This is a genomic window from Streptomyces sp. NPDC006197 (assembly GCF_040613865.1).
GTDB lineage: Bacteria > Actinomycetota > Actinomycetes > Streptomycetales > Streptomycetaceae > Streptomyces.
Genome location: NZ_JBEXSZ010000177.1, coordinates 1 through 15,574 on the forward strand (window position 1 = coordinate 1; position 15,574 = coordinate 15,574).

A 15,574-nucleotide genomic window follows, 5' to 3' on the forward strand; every position below is an offset into this window, starting at 1 on the left:
GGAGCGACGAGACGACATCCACGAGGCCTTCCTCGGCCTCGCCACCTGCCTGATCACCCACCGACACGTCCAACGCCTTTGTTAGGACCTCTAAGCATGATCCGAAAGAGACGGCCTAGCCCGCCACCGCGTCGGCGAAGACGTCGGGGTTGTCGAACATGATGTTGTGGCCGGCGCCGGGGACGGTCACGACGTCCACGCCGGCGGCCCGGAGCCCGTCCGCGCCGGGCAGGTCGCCGCTCAGCTCGCCCTGCAGGTAGACGCGCGGGACGCGCGCGTGGACGAACATCTCCCGCATCACGGGCTCGGTGCCCCGTACCAGGTGGGCGGCGGAGCGGTGCAGGGCGAGCGGGTCGGCCAGGCGCATGGTGGCCGCCCAGGCCGGGCCGACGTGCTCCAGGACGCGGGCGAAGCCCCCGCCCCGTACGAACTCCTCCTCCGTGTACGACGCGATGCCGCTGCTGCCGGCCGTCGGCGCCGGAAACGGGTCGAGGTTGCCCTCGGTGACGACGAGCCGTCCCACCAGGTCGGGCCTGCGGTGGGCGAGGACGATGGCGACCGCGCCGCCCATGCTGTGCCCGGCGATCACCCCGCCGCGCACCCGGGCCGCGTCCAGTGCGGCGGCCAGGGCGTCCGCGTGGTCCTCAAGCCCGTAGGCGAAGTCGGCGGGCCGGTCGCTGATGCCGTGCCCCGGCAGGTCGACGAAGAGGACCCGTCGGCCGGTGAGTTCGGGGCGGGCCGCGATGTGCGCGTGGTAGACGGTCGACGCGGCGCCGAGGCCGTGCACGAACACCACAGCGGGTCCCTCGCCGGCCGCCTCGGTCCATCGGATGACGCTGCCCCGCTCGTCGAATCGTGCCTCGCGCACAGTCCACTCCCCTCTCGAATACCTCGCCAACACAATACTACGCCAACGTAGTACTACGGCAACGTCATCCTGGGAGAGAATGCGGGCATGCTGGAACTGTCGATCCTCGGTTTCCTCTACGAGACCCCGCTGCACGGCTACGAGCTGCGCAAACGCATCACCGCCCTCACCGGCCACGTACGCCCGGTGGGCGAGTCCACCCTCTACCCGGCGATCAAGCGCCTGGAGAAGGCCGGCCTGCTGGTGCGGGAGACCCAGCCGGGCCCGGCCGCCGCGCCCCGCCAGGTCCTCACCCTCACCGCCGCCGGCCGGGACGAGCTCCGGCACCGTCTCGCCGACGCCGAAGGCCCCGAAGTGACCGACGAGAACCGCTGGTTCGCCCTCCTGGCCTTCCTGCGCCACCTCGACGACCCCGCCGCCCAGGCCGTGGTCCTGCGCCGCCGCCTCGCCTTCCTGGAAGAACCCGCCAGCTTCTTCTACGACGGCGACCGCCCTCTGCGCGCCGAAGAACTGGACGACCCGTTCCGCCACGGCATCCTGACCGTCGCCCGCGCCACCACTCGGGCGGAACTCACCTGGCTCCGCACCACCCTCACCGACCTGGAGAACGCCTAGGGCGTGCACCGAAAGTGTGTGCTGTGGCCGGTGTGGCGTAGTACTCCTGGGGAGCATCAACGCCGGTCTGTTGTCACCTTGGAGTTGCCGATGGCCGTTCGCCGTGTCGTACCCAATGTCCAGTCGGAGGCTGCGCAGGAGAGCCGGGAGTTCTACGGCCTGCTCGGATTCGAGGAGGTCATGAACCACGGCTGGATCATGACGCTCGCGTCCCCGTCCAGTCCGACGGCGCAGATCAGCTTCATGGCCAGTGACAAGACCGCACCGGTCACGCCCGATATGAGCGTCGAAGTAGATGACGTGGATGCGGCCTACGCGGCCATGCGGGAGAGCGGCGCGGAGATCGTTCACCCCCTGCAGGACGAGGAGTGGGGGGTGCGCCGGTTCTTCGTCCGTGACCCCAACGGCCGGGTGGTCAACGTGCTGGGCCACCGCTGACGGTCCTCCGGGCTACCGGGGAATGCGGGTCACAGCCATTCGTTGATGGCCGCGACGAGCACGGTCGCCTCGTAGCGGACGGCGAGTTTCTCGTAGCGGGTGGCCACCGCCCGGTGTCTCTTGAGCCGGTCGATCCCGCACTCCACCGCGTGCCGCTCCCTGTAGTCGATCTTGTCGAACTTCGGTGGGCGGCCACCGCGGGAGCCCAGCTTCTGGCGGTTGCGGGCGTGGTCGGCCTTGTCCGGGATGGTGCAGCGGATCCCGCGCCGACGCAGGCAGGCGCGGTTCTTGCGGGAGGCGTACGCCTTGTCGGCGCGCACGCGATCGGGCCGGGTGCGGGGCCTGCCCGGCCCGATGCGGGGCACACGGACCTTCTCCAAAACGGACTCGAACTGCGGGGAGTCCCCGCGCTGCCCGGCCGTAACCACGATCGACATGGGCTTCTGTCCTTGCTCGGTGGCCAGGTGGAGCTTGGTGGTCAGGCCGCCGCGCGAGCGTCCGAAGCCGTGGTCGTCCGGCTCGGTGGCGATGCCGCCCGGCGATTCCTTTCGCAGGTCCCCCTTTTCCTCGCCCCGGCGGCGTGCTGGCGGTCCCGGCAGACAGTGGAGTCGACGTTGAGGTCCCAGGTGATCAACCCCCTGGCGTCGGCCCGGGACTGAAGTTCGATGAAGATCCACTGCCAGGTGCCGTCCCGCTGCCAGCGGCGGAACAGGTCGTACACCCGGCCCCAGGGCCCGTACCGCTCCGGGACGTCCCGCCATGGCGTTCCGGTCCGGGTTCGCCACCGTATGCCGTCGATCAGCTGCCGCCGGGCCCATATCGGCGGCCGACCGGACTTCTTGCCCTTCGGCAGCAGCGGCTCCAGCACCGCCCACTGCGCAGCCGTCGGATCTCCACGTGCCACGAACCAAGATCATCGCACGTCCAAGATCCACTTTCGATACACGGCCTAGCCGGGGCCCGTCCGGTGGGAACGGGCAGAAGCCTTCGGGTCCGCCGGCCTCGCCCGGCGGCTCGGTCAGGGCGGCCAGGCCCTCGAACAGATCCAGCAAGGCGTGACCGTCCAGCCCACAATGGAATGGGTGACCATGTGCGACGCGGCGCCACCTCCGAACGCCCGCGTCAAACCGTCGAACGACACGACACCGGACAAGGAGGACCCCATGTACGTCGTGGTCCACCACAAGATCCTGAACCCGGAGACGGCGTTTCCCCGTGGCCAGGCCCTCATCGACGGCACCGGAGCGCCCGAAGGCACCCGCGTGCTGCAGTTCTACCCGCACGTCGACGGTTCCGTCGTGACGTGCCTCTGGGAGACGAAATCCGTGGCAGACGTCCAGAGCTTCGCCGATACGACTCTCGGTGACTCGAGCGTCAACGTGTGCTACGAGGTCGACGCGGAGAAAGCATTCGCCGACCACCCGGCCGGCCTGAGCCCGAAGTCGGCTCCTGTCACGTAGGTCTTCCGAACCACCTCGCGGTGCTCCCGGCACCGGCGGCCGGCCCTCCCGGGGATGGCGCCCCGGCTCCCCGCCCGGGTCGACCGGCCGCCCGATCGCCCGGCCGCTCGGAACAGGTGACCGAGCACCCGGGCGGGGGCCCGTGGAACGCCGTCTGGCCGTAGTCGGCTGGAAGTTCGACGGCGCGTCCTGGCCTGCGCGACCTCCGGAGGAGTGCCGGAGGGACGCCATCGCCCCGTGCCGTCCGTTCGCAGAGGCCACGCTTCGTGGGCCGGAGCGGGGAGAATTCCTTTGCCGTGCCGTCGTTACGGTCGCATGCTTCAGTGCGTGAACACCGAAGACGACCCCGCCGGGACCGCCGTCGCCCTGTCCGTCCGCGTGCGCGATCTGCTGCCCCGGGATCTGCCGGCGTGCACCTGGTCCGGTTCGGCCACCCATCTGCGTCACGTGGAGCGGGAGCTGGCGCGCGCTGCGGCGGGAGAGGTGGATTACCTGGCCGTATGCACTCCTGTGGATCTGCCGGTGGCGATCGGCGGCATCGACTACCAGGTCTCCGAGGGAGCCGGAACCATCTGGCAGCTCGCCGTGCTGCCCGCGCTGCAGTCCTGCGGCCTGGGGACGCTGCTCGTCCGCGCTGCCGAGCAGCGGATCCGGGACCATGGGCTGTACGGCGCCGAACTGGCCGTGGAGGAGGACAACCCCCGGGCGCGCGCCCTGTACGAGCGCCTGGGTTATGTCGCCTACGGCCGTGCACCGGACGCCTGGGACGAGGAAGGGCCCGACGGGTCGGTCCGTCGCCACGAGACGATGTGCGTCCTCATGCGAAAGGGCCTCTGAACCCCGCCCCTCTCAGGACGACGTCTCCTCGGCCGGGTCCCGCGGAGGGTTCGGCGAGCGTGGGTGCCGTCTCGGGGTCACCACGCCCCCGTTCGGGCGCTCGCGGGCTGGTACCGGCTGCCGAGCCTGCCGAGCAGGAAGGCCCCCGGTACGGAGATCAGGCCCGGGGTGTGGAACGGGTACCAGTCGAAGCTCGCCCGCGGCCGGAGGGCGTACTCCGTGCCGGAGACGATGGGCGAGAACAGGGTGAGCAGGACGCAGAGCGCCAGTCCCCCGTAGACGGCCCACAGCAGCCCTCGGTGGTTGAACCCGGGCCAGTGGAAGGAGTAGATCAGGACCGGGAAGACGCAGGTCGCCGCGACGCTCATCGAGAAGGTGACCAGGAACTCGACCGGGTAGTCGTGGACCGCGACGGACAGCGTCATCGACACGACGCACAGGACGACCACAGCCGTCCGCAGCACCCTCGGCTCTCGCCCGTCGTCGTGCCGCGCACCGCGCGGGAACCGTGCGAACACGTCGCGGGCGAAGGAGACGGCGGCCGCGAAGGTCACGCTGGTCACGGTCGTGAGGACGGCCAGGAAGGCGACGCACGCCATGGCGGTGACGAGCGTGACGCGCAGGCCCGATCCTCCCCCGAGCACCTCGGAGGCGAGCAGGATCGGGGCCGCCTGCCCGTTGGGGTCGACCCCGCCGATGTCCCGGCTGCCCACGACGGCCGCCGCCGAGAAGCCCGTCGCGATCAGCAGGAGGAAGAAGACGCCCACCAGCGCCACGGCGATGCTCAGGGAGCGCCGCGCCGAGGTTCCGGAACGGGAGGCACCGACGCGCAGGATCAGGTGGGGCATCATGGCCGTCCCGAGGATGACGACGATGTGGTCGCTGAGCGTGTTGAGCGGTCCCAGGCCCGCCGTGTGCGCCCACAGCCCGTGCTTCAGGTAACCCTGGGGCGACACGCTCCTGGCGACCGCCGCGGAGAGCAGGTCTCCGGGGTCCCACGAGAACCTCCTCAGGGCGAGCACGCCGACCAGGGCGAGCACCGCCAGGGTGACGACCACCTTGACGACCTGGACGAAACTCGTGCCGCGCAGATCCGCCACGGCGGCGAAGCAGGCGACGAGGCAGCCCATCAGGACGGTGCAGCCGATCTGCGCGCCGTCGCTCGACAGTCCGATGAGCAGCGCGGCGGTGATCCCGCCGGCCCTCAGCTGGACGATGAGCAGCGGAACCGTGATGACCAGGGTGACCACGGCCGCGGCCGTGCGCGGCCCGGTCCCCGTCGCGCGCAGGGCGAAGAGGTCGCCGAGCGTGAACCGGCCGGTGTCGCGTATCCGCCGGGCGAGGAGCAGCAGGACGCCGAGGGCGATGACGCTGTCGACGGCGGAGGCGAAGCCGTCGTACCCGAAGAGGGCGACGGCGCCGGTCGTCGCGAACAGCGTGACCACCGAGATCTGTTCGCCGGCCGTGGCGAACCCGTTGAAGACGGACGGCAGGGAGCGGCCGGCGGTGTAGAGCAGTTCGGGGTCGTCCTCCTGGGTGGCGAGGGTGAAGACCCACAGGAGCGCCACGCCGATGAAGACCAGGAACGCGACGATGACCGGTCCCCTGGCTTCCGCGCCGATCGGGTCGACCAGGCCCGTTCCGAAGAGCTGTCGGATCACCGCTTCACCGCCCGGTCTCGTCAGGGGTGCGGGACGTGCCCGCGGCACGGTTCTCGTACCGCCGGGCGGTGTCCACGAAGACCCCGAGCTGGAGAAGGCCCCACGCGATGCCGAGGGTGAGGTGTCCGTACACGCGGACGCCGGACAGCGAAGAACTCCAGGACAGCAGGATGCCGACCGCCAGGGGGAGCGCGTTGGCGACGAGGAAGGCCCGCTGGGCATCGCGTTCCCGTACGAGGACGGCGGGCGACGGGTGCGGCTCCGGTGTGTGACCGGGCGGGGGCGGGATGAACGAAGAGGGCACGGGATCCTCGGGTCGTCGAAGGGGCGCGGGGCGGTGCACGCACTCACATGAACTCGAATGCATTCGAGTTTTAGGGCCCCTCGCGAGGCACCGTCAAGGCCCTTCCCATCCCTCGATCCGGGGCGAACCGGCACCGACAGGGGCATCCGGCGATCACCCGATTCACCCCTCGCAACCCCACCCACCCCCGCGGGACCTTGACGGCACGTTGCCGACAGATAAACTCGAATCAATTCGAGTTTGGATTCCACACCCTCGATCCACACCCTCGATCCACGCCCTCGGCCATGCCCCAGCCCGCGTCCCCCTCCTTTCGGCGACAGCGCCCACGAGGCGCATTCCGCGGCGTGGGCACGGAGACGGCCACCCGCGATCGGGGCGACGCTCCGGTCGTATCGGCGCACGGCGCTCGCCGCCCCCGCACACTCCTTGGAGAGCCCCCATGGCCCTTGCAGTCCGCGAGATCCCGCGCTCGCGCAATCCCTTCCCCCAGGAGGGCGTCGTCAGGGACGCCGACGGCGTCCCCGGTTACGCGGGTCTCCCCGCGACGCTGCCGGACATGCTGCGGGCGCACGTCGACACGCGCCCGGACGCCGAGGCGGTCGTCGAACTCGGCGGGGAGCGCCTCACCTACGCGCAGCTGTGGGAGCGCGCCTCACGGGTGGCCGGCGGCCTGCGGGCCGCGGGCGTGCGGCGCGGCGACCGGGTGGCCGTGCGGTACGCGGCGGGAACCGACTGGGCGCTCGCCTTCTGGGGCACGGTCCTGGCCGGCGGCATCGCCGTCGCGGTGAACATCCGGTCGGCTCCGCCCGAGGTGGGGTTCGTCCTCGGCGACGCCGGGGTGAAGGTCGACCTGTCGGCGGACACTCCGCTGCCGGACGGCGAGCCGTTCGTGGCGGACGGCCTCGAAGCGTCCGACGTGGCCGCGCTGTTCTACACCTCGGGCACGACCGGACGCCCCAAGGGCGTGCCGACCACGCACCGGGCGTTCGTCACCAACGCGGTGAACCTGATCCGCTGTCTCGGCATCCCCGAGGGCACCGGAACGGACCTGCGCACCCTGATCTCCGTACCGCTGTTCCATGTCACCGCCTGCAACGCGCAGTTCATGGTCGCGGCGTACCTCGGCGGCACGTCGGTGATCATGCCCGTGCTCGACCTGCCGCGACTGACGGAGGCGCTGACAGCGGAGCGGATCTCCTTCGTGGTGACCGTGCCCGCCGTGTACTCCCTGTGGCTGCGGCACCCGAGCTTCGCCGGCGCCGACGTGTCCGGGGTGCGCTGGGCGGCGTACGGAGGCGCTCCGATCACCCCGTCGCTCGTGAAGGCGCTGAAGGCCGCCTTCCCCCGGACCCGGCTGATCAACGGCTACGGCATGACCGAGACGGCCTCGCTGATCACCGTCCTGCCGGACGAGGAGGCGGTGGGGCACGCCGATTCCGTGGGGTACGCGGTGCCGTCGGTGGACATCGGCGTCGTACCGGTCGGCGACGACCCGGACGTGGGCGAGCTGGTGGTCCGCGGGGTCACCGTGACCGCGGGGTACTGGAACCGGCCGGAGGCCACCGCGGAGACGATCGTCGACGGCTGGCTGCGCACCGGCGACATCGTCCGTGTCGACGACGCCGGTCGCGTCCACGTCGTCGACCGGAGCAAGGACATCATCATCCGCGGCGGCGAGAACATCTCCAGCGTCGAGGTCGAGGCCGTCCTGCTGTCCGCCCCGGGTGTGGCCGACGCCGCGGTCATCGCCGTGCCGGACGACGTGATGGGCGAGAAGGTCGGCGCCGTCCTCTTCACCGACCGCGACCGGATCGACGTCGAGGCCGTGATCGCCCACTGCCGGGAGCACCTCGCCGACTTCAAGATCCCGCAGTACACGGCCGTCGTCACCGAGGCGCTGCCCCGCAACCCGGGCGGCAAGCTCCTGAAGAACCGCCTGCGCGAGCAGGTCCGTTGGGGCGCCCCGCTGCGCTAGGACCCATCCGGCCCTGATCCGCCGGACAGGCCCTAGGACCTGCCTTTCGGATCATGCCGGGTTCCGGCGATCGAGCGGAACCCCACCCCTCCCCCATACCTCGGCAAGGAGAAGAGCAGCTGTGTCAGAGACACGACAGCAAGACAAGAGCGGTATCTCACGACGCCTCGTACTGGCGGGCGGTGGGGCCGCGGCGGCGGGCGCCGGATTCGCCCTCGGGCGCATCTCGCCCGCTTCCGCGACGGCCCCGGGGCCGGTCCAGGAGGCCGAGGCAGACGTCGTGGTCGTCGGGGCCGGCGTCTCCGGTCTCACCGCGGCCCGCCGCCTGGTCCAGGCCGGCCGGTCGGTGCTCGTCCTGGAGGCCGACGACCGGGTGGGCGGCCGGACCCTCAACCTCAGCGTCGGCAAGGGCGTCATCACCGAGGGCGGCGGGCAGTGGGTCGGTCCGGGTCAGGACCGCCTCTTCGCGCTCCTCGACGAGCTCGGTCTGAAGACCTTCAAGACCTATGTCGACGGCAAGTCGCTCCTCCATCGCAAGGGCGTGCGGCAGGAGTTCACCGGGTCGGTCCCCGCCCTGCCGGGGAAGGCGCTCGAGGACTTCGGCCGCTTGGCGGCGACGCTGGAGAAGATGGCCGCGACCGTCCCCGTGGACGCGCCGTGGAACGCGAAGAACGCCGTCGAATGGGACGCCACGACTTTCGGGCACTGGCTCGACGCGAACGCCGCGACGGAAGAGTCCACGTGGCTGTTCACGCTCGCGTTCACGGTCCTCCACGGGGAGGACCCGCACAACACCTCGCTCCTCCTGGCCCTCTTCCACATCGCGGGCGCCGACGGGATCGAGCACATGATCTCCACGACCGGGGGCGCCCAGGAGTCACGCGTGGTCGGCGGCACGCAACGGATCTGCCTGGAGATGGCCGCGCAGTTGGGCAAGCACGTGGTGCTCGGCTCGCCGGTCGGCGAGATCCGGCGTCGGGGCGGGGACGTCCTCGTCCGGTCGGCGAAGACCGACGTGCGCTGCAAGCAGGTGATCGTCGCCATGTCGCCGGCGGACGCCGAACGCATCAGCTTCACTCCACACCTTCCCGCCCGTCGCACGTCGTTGCAGCGCAAGTGGCACAACGGCACGGAGAGCAAGCTGTTCGCGGTCTACGAGAAGCCGTTCTGGCGGGCCAAGGGGCTCAACGGGTCGGCGATGACCGATCTGCCGTTCGCGCGCTTCGTCGTCGACAACTCGCCGCCCGACGGCAGCGTCGGCATCCTGCTGACGTTCATGGGCACCGCGGGCTCCGGCCCCGGCCACACCTGGAGCGACGGGGTCCTCGACGACCCCCGTGAGCGCCGGGCCGCGTTCCTCGCCGACCTGGTGACGCTGTTCGGCCCCGAGGCGGCGCGTCCGATCCGCTTCCTGGAGCAGGACTGGGCCCACGAGCCCTGGATCGACGGCTGCGTGAGCACGACCCCGCCGGGTCTGCTGACCCAGTACACGGACGCCGTGCGCAAGCCGGTCGACCGGATCCACTGGGCGGGCACCGAGACGGCGACCGCGTACCAGGGGTACATCGAGGGGGCGGTCCAGGCCGGCGAGCGCGCGGCGAAGGAGGTGGGCGCCGTGCTGTGACCCCGTATCGAGCGGGCCTCACCCCTGACGAGGTCTTGACGGCGTCCCGCCGACGACTAAACTCGAATCAATTCGAGTTTGTATCTCGCGCCCTCGGCCACGGACGCCGACCACCGCGACACGCACATCGCCGCACAGTCCCGCGGCAGCCCCCCAGACACGCATCCGCCGCGGTACAGCGGCAGCCATCAGACACACGTATGGAGCCGCGCGGTCCAGCGGCAGCCATGAGAACGGAGAGGCCATGACTCAGCGAGTCGTCTTCATCGGAGCCGCGGGCGAGATGTGCCGACTGGCCATCGAACGCTTCGCGAAGGCCGGAGGTGACTGGAGCCTCACCCTCTGCGACATCCGTCCCGAGCTCCTCGAGCCGCTGGCGCGGAAGCTCCCCGCCGGCCTCGCCACCGTCCGCCGCCTCGATCTGTACAACCGCGAGAACCTGCTCGAAGTGATCAGCGGCGCCGCCCTGGTCGTCCTGGGCGCGGGCCCCTACATCCGCACCTCGGAGCCGGTGATCGAGGCGTGTCTCGAGGCCCGCGTGCCCTACCTCGACTTCGACGACGACGTCGAGAGCACCACCCACGCCCTGTCGCTGGCCGACAGGGCCAAGGAGGCCGGCATCCCGATCTACGTGGGCTGCGGCGCCTCCCCCGGCATGAGCAACGTCCTCGCCGTGGACGCCGCGAGCGAGCTCGACACCGTCGAGAACATCGAACTCGGCTGGGTCGTCGGCGACGAACGTCCCAACGTCGGCCGCGCCGTCCTGGAACACCTCATGCACATCGCCGCCGGAGAGTGCCTCACCTGGGAGAACGGCGGCCCCGTCGTCCACGACTCCTACGTCGAGACCGCCATCATGCCGATGGGCGGCGGCATGGGCGACACCCTCCTGTACGAGACCGCCCACCCCGAGCCCGTCACCCTGCCGCGCAAGTACCCCCAGGCCAAGCGCATCCGCTGCCTCGGCGGCCTGGACCCCATGCCCTTCAACGGTCTCGCCCGCGGCCTCGGCCTCGCCATCCAGAACGACAAGATGACCGTGAAGGAAGCGGTGGACTACATCCAGGAAGTCCTCCACAACCGCTTCACCGACGTCACCGGCCTGCGCCACACCCTCAAGGGCATGAGGGGCCAGATCAGGCGCGGTGAGATGGAGACCGGCGAGATGGTCAAGTTCCTCGCCAAGTCCACTCTCCGCCGGCGCTACCCGTGGCGCGGAGGCCTCCTCGCCCGGGTCACCGGCACCCGCGACGGCATCCCCGCCGTCGCCATCCGCCGCACCCCCATCAGCGGCCCGGACCTCTACATGGCGAACAGCATGGGCGGCCTCACCGGCACCGCCTGCGCCGCCTTCATGCTCCTCGCCCTCGACGAGGCCGGGAAGCGCACCGGCTCCTTCGCCCCCGAGGACTGGGCCGATCCCCAGGCGTTCTACGCCGCCCTCGAGCGCGTCGGCACCCCTCGCAAGGAAATCGTCGAGTCGGTCTGACGAGCGGCGGACCGTCAGTCGTGGGCACCCTGCCGCACGGAGTACGTCTCGAGGTAGGCGGTGACGAAGCGCCGTGCCTCGTCGATGATCACGTCGTCACCGGTCGGCACGGTGCGGAACGCAACGTCGAAGAGCCGGTTGCCGGCCTCGAAGGCGAGCTGCAGTACGAGCGGCGGGGTGTCCGCGACGAGGAGCCGGTGCTCCACGAGGAAGGTGCGCACCCGCTCCCCCTGCGCCCGGTCGAAGTCCCGGACCAGTTCGTCGATCCGCTCGCTGCGTCCGGAGAACCACACCTCGGCGCAGTCCCGGTGGGCGCGGAAGTAGTCCAGGAGCGCGTCGACGACGGCGTCGACGGCCTCACGCAGCGTAGATGGTCCGGGCTCGTCGAGCAGCGCGGCGATGATCGCGTCGAGCTCGCCGGTGTGCCTCTGCAGAAGGGCGGCGTCGACCTGATGGCGATCGGAGAAGTAGTGGTACACGGAGGTGATCGGGATGCCGACCCGCTCGCTGACCGCCTTGAGGGTCGCCTCCTCGTAGCCCTGCTCGACGAGCAGCGCCTCGGCGGCGTCCAGGATCGCCCGTCTGCGCTCCATCCCACGGCGCTGCGCCGGACGGCTCGACGCCTGAGTTGTCGGATTTCGTTCGAACACGATCACAGATCGTAGCAGTTGCCATGCCGCACCCCCCCTTGTCGCTTCCCGCTCGTCCGCGCCCGCACCGGCGGCTGCCGGTCCGTGGGAGCCGACGCGGCCCCGTCCCCCATCACCTCGGCCAGGAGCCACCGTTGACGTACACGCCCCCCAGCCAGACCACGCCCTCGGACGTCGACGTGCTGATCGTCGGTGCCGGGATCTCGGGCATCGGCATGGCCAGTCACCTCCGTGCCCACCGTCCCGGCACGTCCTTCGCGATCCTGGAGGGCCGCGACTCCCTCGGCGGCACCTGGGACCTGTTCCGGTACCCCGGCATCCGGTCCGACTCGGACATGCCCACCTTCGGTTTCGGCTTCAAGCCGTGGGCCCACCGCAAGTCGATCGCCGACGGGCACCTCATCCTCGACTACCTGCGGCAGACGGTCACCGACCACGGACTGGCCCCGCACATGCGCTTCGGCCACCGGGTCGTCAGCGCGGAGTTCTCCTCCGCGAAGGGGCGGTGGACCGTCATGGCCCAGCAGCCCGGAAGCCGGAAGAAGGTGCGGTTCACCGCGCGCTTCCTGTTCCTCGGCACGGGCATGTACGACCACGACGCAGGTTTCACCCCCCGGTTCGCCGGTGTCGAGGACTTCGCCGGCACGGTGATCCATCCGCAGCACTGGCCGGAGGACCTCGACTACACCGGCAAGCGCGTCGTCGTGATCGGCAGCGGCGCCACGGCCGTCACCCTCGTTCCTTCGATGGCCCGTACGGCAGGCCACGTCACCATGCTGCAGCGCTCGCCGAGCTACGTGTTCTCGGTTCCGGCCCACGACGCCGTGGCCCACGCGCTGAGGAGACTCCTCGGCCGCGAGCGGGCGCACCGGATCATCCGGCGCAAGAACATCATGGTCACCCGGGGGGTCTACAAGGCCTGCCGGCGCATGCCGAAGCTCATGCGCCGGCTGCTGATCGCCAACGTGCGCCGGCAGCTCCCCCGGCACTTCGACGTCGGCACCCACTTCACCCCGTACTACGCCCCCTGGGACCAGCGGCTGTGCGTGGTGCCCGACGGCGACCTATTCAAGGCGATCTCGGCCGGGCGGGCCTCGGTGGTCACCGACCACATCGACCGGTTCACCGGGACCGGCATCCGGCTGACGTCGGGGCAGGAGCTGACCGCCGACGTCGTCGTCACCGCGACCGGGCTCACGATGTCGCCGTTCGGCAAGATCCGGCTGAGCGTCGACGGCCGCGAGACGAGGCCTTCGGACACCGTGGCGTACAAGGCGATGATGCTGTCCGGCGTACCGAACCTCGTCTTCGCGCTCGGCTACACGAACCTCTCCTGGACGCTCAAGGTCGATCTGGTCTGCGAGCACTTCTGCCGCCTGCTCGACCACATGGACGCCCACGGCTACGGCACCGTGGAGGCCGTCCTCGACGATCCGGCCGTCGAGCGGGTGCCGTACCTGGACCTGAGCTCGAACTACGTCCTCCGGGGGATCGGGCAGTTCCCCCGGGCGGGGACGAGCGGCCCGTGGACGGTGGAGATGGCGTACGAGAAGGACGTCGAGCGGCTGCGCAAGGGGCCGGTCGAGGACAGCGTGCTCCGGTTCACCGCCGGTGGCCCGGTCCTGTCGGAGCCCCGGCCGGAGGTGGCACGATGAAGCGCGAACTCGACTTCGTCAGCCGAGGCGTCCGCTGCGCCGCCTGGCACGTGCCGGCCGGGCACGACGGACTGGCCGGCCCGGAGGGACGGCCGTGCGTGGTCATGGCCCACGGCTTCGGCGGCACCCGCGACAGCGGTCTGCTGAACTACGCGGAGGGCTTCGCCGAGGCCGGCATCGACGCGTTCGTCTTCGACTACCGCGGCTTCGGCGACTCCGGCGGCACGCCCCGCCAGGACGTCTCGGTCCGCCGCCAGCGGCAGGACTACCACGCGGCCCTCGCCGCCGCGCGGCGGCTGCCGGGAGTCGACCCGGACCGGATCGTGCTGTGGGGGGTGTCGTACGCGGGCGGGCACGCCCTCGTGGTCGGCGCCGAGGACGGCCGTGTCGCGGCGGTCGTCTCGCTGACGCCCGTGACCGACGGTCTCGCCTCGCTGGCCAACGTCGTACGCCACGCCGGCGGCGGCCGACTGCTGCGCCTGGCGGGGCACGGGCTGCGTGACGCCGCCCGCGCGCTCACCGGGCGGGCACCGCACCACGTGCCGGTGGTCGCGGAGCCCGGCGTCCTGGCGATGATGGGAGTCCCCCGCGCGCAGGAGATCTGTGCGTCGTTCGCCGGACCCGCCTTCCGCAACGAGGTGTGCGCGCGGGCCGCGCTGAAGGTCGGGCTGAACCGGCCCACCACCTTCGTCGGGCGCCTGGCCTGCCCGATCCTCGTGCAGATCGGCACGCGGGATCGCATCGCACCGGCCGGCGCGGCCCGGCGCACCGCCCGCAGGGCCGGCCGGTACGGGGAGCTGCGCGAGTACCCCGTGGACCATCTGGACGTCTACGCGGGACCGGGCCAGCAGCGTGCCCTGGCCGACCAGCTCGACTTCCTCTCACGCGTCCTCGGTCCGGCGCGCCCGGGACGGCACCGGGCCCCCCGGGCGCGGTGACCCCTCTTCGTCCGCCCTCAGCCGCATTCGTTTGTATTCGTTCAAGGAACGGGATGAGCATGTACGACTACGTCATCGTCGGCGCCGGATCCGCGGGCTGTGTCCTCGCGGCGCGCCTGTCCGAGGACCCGGACGTCCGGGTCGCGCTGATCGAGGCCGGCGGCCCCGACACCGCCCAGGAGATCCACGTCCCGGCCGCCTTCCCCCAGCTGTTCAAGTCCACGCTGGACTGGGACCTCGACTCCGACCCGGAGCCGGGCATCGGCGGACGCCGGGCGTACCTGCCACGGGGCAAGGTGTTCGGCGGCTGCAGCTCGATCAACGCCATGATCTACATCCGGGGCAACCGCGCCGACTACGACGGCTGGGCCGCCGCCGGGGCGACCGGCTGGTCGTACGACGAGGTGCTGCCATACTTCAAGCGCGCCGAGGACAACGAGCGCGGCGAGGACGCCTTCCACGGCGTGGGCGGGCCGCTGACCGTCAGCGAAGGCCGGTCCGGGCACCCCCTCGCCTCGGCGTTCGTGCAGGCCGGACAGCAGGCCGGATACAAAGCCAACGACGACTTCAACGGCGAGACGCAGTTCGGCGTCGGGCGCTACCAGGTGACCCAGCGGGGCGGTCTGCGGTGCAGCGCGGCCGTCGCCTACCTGCACCCCGCCCTCGGCCGGCCGAACCTCACCGTGCTTCCCGCGTCCCGCGCCCACCGCGTGGTCATCGAGGACGGACGGGCGACGGGGGTCGAGATCGAGCGGGGCGGTGACGTCGAGGTCGTCCGGGCCGAGCGCGAGGTGATCCTGTCCGCGGGGGCCTACGAGTCCCCGAAGCTGCTGATGCTCTCCGGTATCGGGCCGGCCGCCGACCTGGCCGCCTTCGGCATCGACGTCGTCCGCGACCTGCCGGTCGGCCAGGGCCTCCAGGACCACTACATGGCGATGCTCAACTTCCGTACCGACGGCGACTCGCTGATCAGCGCCGCGAGCCCCGAGAACGCGGCGCTGCTGCAGAGCGAGGGGCGCGGCCCGCTGTCCTCCAACATCGGCGAGGCCGGCGGCTT

General features: G+C 71.0%; 15 protein-coding genes. 10 read left to right on the forward strand and 5 right to left on the reverse strand.

From position 1 onward, the window contains the following. Positions 1–115 precede the first annotated feature (115 nt). A complete protein-coding gene (locus tag ABZ318_RS34905) occupies positions 116–868 on the reverse strand; it encodes an alpha/beta hydrolase (RefSeq protein ID WP_356906451.1) in 753 nt (250 codons plus the stop codon). A gap of 87 nt (positions 869–955) precedes the next feature. On the opposite strand from ABZ318_RS34905, the gene ABZ318_RS34910 reads away from it, so the two are divergent. Continuing rightward, the gene (locus ABZ318_RS34910; RefSeq protein WP_356906452.1) at positions 956–1,483 is read left to right on the forward strand and encodes a PadR family transcriptional regulator; all 528 of its coding nucleotides are present in this window, start codon (positions 956–958) and stop codon (positions 1,481–1,483) included. 90 nt (positions 1,484–1,573) lie between these two features. After that, positions 1,574–1,921, forward strand: a complete 348-nt coding sequence (locus tag ABZ318_RS34915; RefSeq protein WP_150504917.1) for a VOC family protein — start codon at positions 1,574–1,576, stop codon at positions 1,919–1,921. A gap of 29 nt (positions 1,922–1,950) precedes the next feature. Here ABZ318_RS34915 and ABZ318_RS34920 read toward each other — a convergent pair. Then, a protein-coding gene (locus tag ABZ318_RS34920) for an IS5 family transposase (protein WP_356906453.1) occupies positions 1,951–2,825 on the reverse strand; the annotation gives its coding sequence in 2 pieces (ribosomal slippage) (positions 1,951–2,435 and positions 2,435–2,825; 876 coding nt in all). Positions 2,826–2,976: 151 nt separating this feature from the next. Here ABZ318_RS34920 and ABZ318_RS34925 point away from each other — a divergent pair. Together ABZ318_RS34925 and ABZ318_RS34930 are read left to right on the forward strand one after the other, a co-directional pair. Next, on the forward strand, positions 2,977–3,381 hold the full coding sequence (locus ABZ318_RS34925) for a hypothetical protein (protein WP_356906454.1): 405 nt from the start codon (positions 2,977–2,979) through the stop codon (positions 3,379–3,381). A 315-nt stretch (positions 3,382–3,696) separates the two neighbouring features. Beyond that, positions 3,697–4,218, forward strand: coding sequence for a GNAT family N-acetyltransferase (locus tag ABZ318_RS34930; protein ID WP_356906455.1), 522 nt, complete (start codon positions 3,697–3,699; stop codon positions 4,216–4,218). Between the two features lie 77 nt (positions 4,219–4,295). Here ABZ318_RS34930 and ABZ318_RS34935 read toward each other — a convergent pair whose 3' ends face one another. After that, positions 4,296–5,879: a transporter gene (locus ABZ318_RS34935; RefSeq protein WP_356906456.1), complete on the reverse strand. Its 1,584-nt coding sequence runs from the start codon at positions 5,877–5,879 to the stop codon at positions 4,296–4,298. A 4-nt stretch (positions 5,880–5,883) separates the two neighbouring features. Next, complete coding sequence (locus tag ABZ318_RS34940; RefSeq protein WP_356906457.1) at positions 5,884–6,183, reverse strand: hypothetical protein; 300 nt, start codon at positions 6,181–6,183, stop codon at positions 5,884–5,886. A 442-nt stretch (positions 6,184–6,625) separates the two neighbouring features. On the opposite strand from ABZ318_RS34940, the gene ABZ318_RS34945 reads away from it, so the two are divergent. From ABZ318_RS34945 to ABZ318_RS34955, 3 genes are all read left to right on the forward strand, one after another. Continuing rightward, positions 6,626–8,161 (forward strand): AMP-binding protein, encoded by a 1,536-nt coding sequence (locus ABZ318_RS34945; protein ID WP_356906458.1) that lies wholly within the window; start codon positions 6,626–6,628, stop codon positions 8,159–8,161. Between the two features lie 121 nt (positions 8,162–8,282). Continuing rightward, entirely contained in the window at positions 8,283–9,785 is a 1,503-nt protein-coding gene (locus ABZ318_RS34950; protein ID WP_356906459.1) for an NAD(P)/FAD-dependent oxidoreductase, read from the forward strand. Between the two features lie 244 nt (positions 9,786–10,029). After that, positions 10,030–11,274: a saccharopine dehydrogenase NADP-binding domain-containing protein gene (locus tag ABZ318_RS34955; protein ID WP_356906460.1), complete on the forward strand. Its 1,245-nt coding sequence runs from the start codon at positions 10,030–10,032 to the stop codon at positions 11,272–11,274. 14 nt (positions 11,275–11,288) lie between these two features. Here the strand turns inward: ABZ318_RS34955 and ABZ318_RS34960 are convergent, their stop codons facing one another. Continuing rightward, positions 11,289–11,867, reverse strand: coding sequence for a TetR/AcrR family transcriptional regulator (locus ABZ318_RS34960; protein WP_356906461.1), 579 nt, complete (start codon positions 11,865–11,867; stop codon positions 11,289–11,291). 191 nt (positions 11,868–12,058) lie between these two features. Between ABZ318_RS34960 and ABZ318_RS34965 the strand changes: the two genes are divergently transcribed. The 3 genes from ABZ318_RS34965 to ABZ318_RS34975 form a co-directional block, all read left to right on the forward strand. Further along, positions 12,059–13,579 carry an NAD(P)/FAD-dependent oxidoreductase gene (locus ABZ318_RS34965; RefSeq protein ID WP_356906462.1) on the forward strand — a complete coding sequence of 507 codons (1,521 nt, stop codon included), beginning with the start codon at positions 12,059–12,061 and terminating at the stop codon, positions 13,577–13,579. After that, a complete protein-coding gene (locus tag ABZ318_RS34970) occupies positions 13,576–14,517 on the forward strand; it encodes an alpha/beta fold hydrolase (RefSeq protein ID WP_356906463.1) in 942 nt (313 codons plus the stop codon). Before ABZ318_RS34965 ends, ABZ318_RS34970 begins: the two co-directional genes overlap by 4 nt. Before the next feature lie 53 nt (positions 14,518–14,570). Continuing rightward, positions 14,571–15,574: GMC family oxidoreductase N-terminal domain-containing protein (locus ABZ318_RS34975; protein WP_356906464.1), on the forward strand; the 1,004-nt coding region annotated here is incomplete at its 3' end.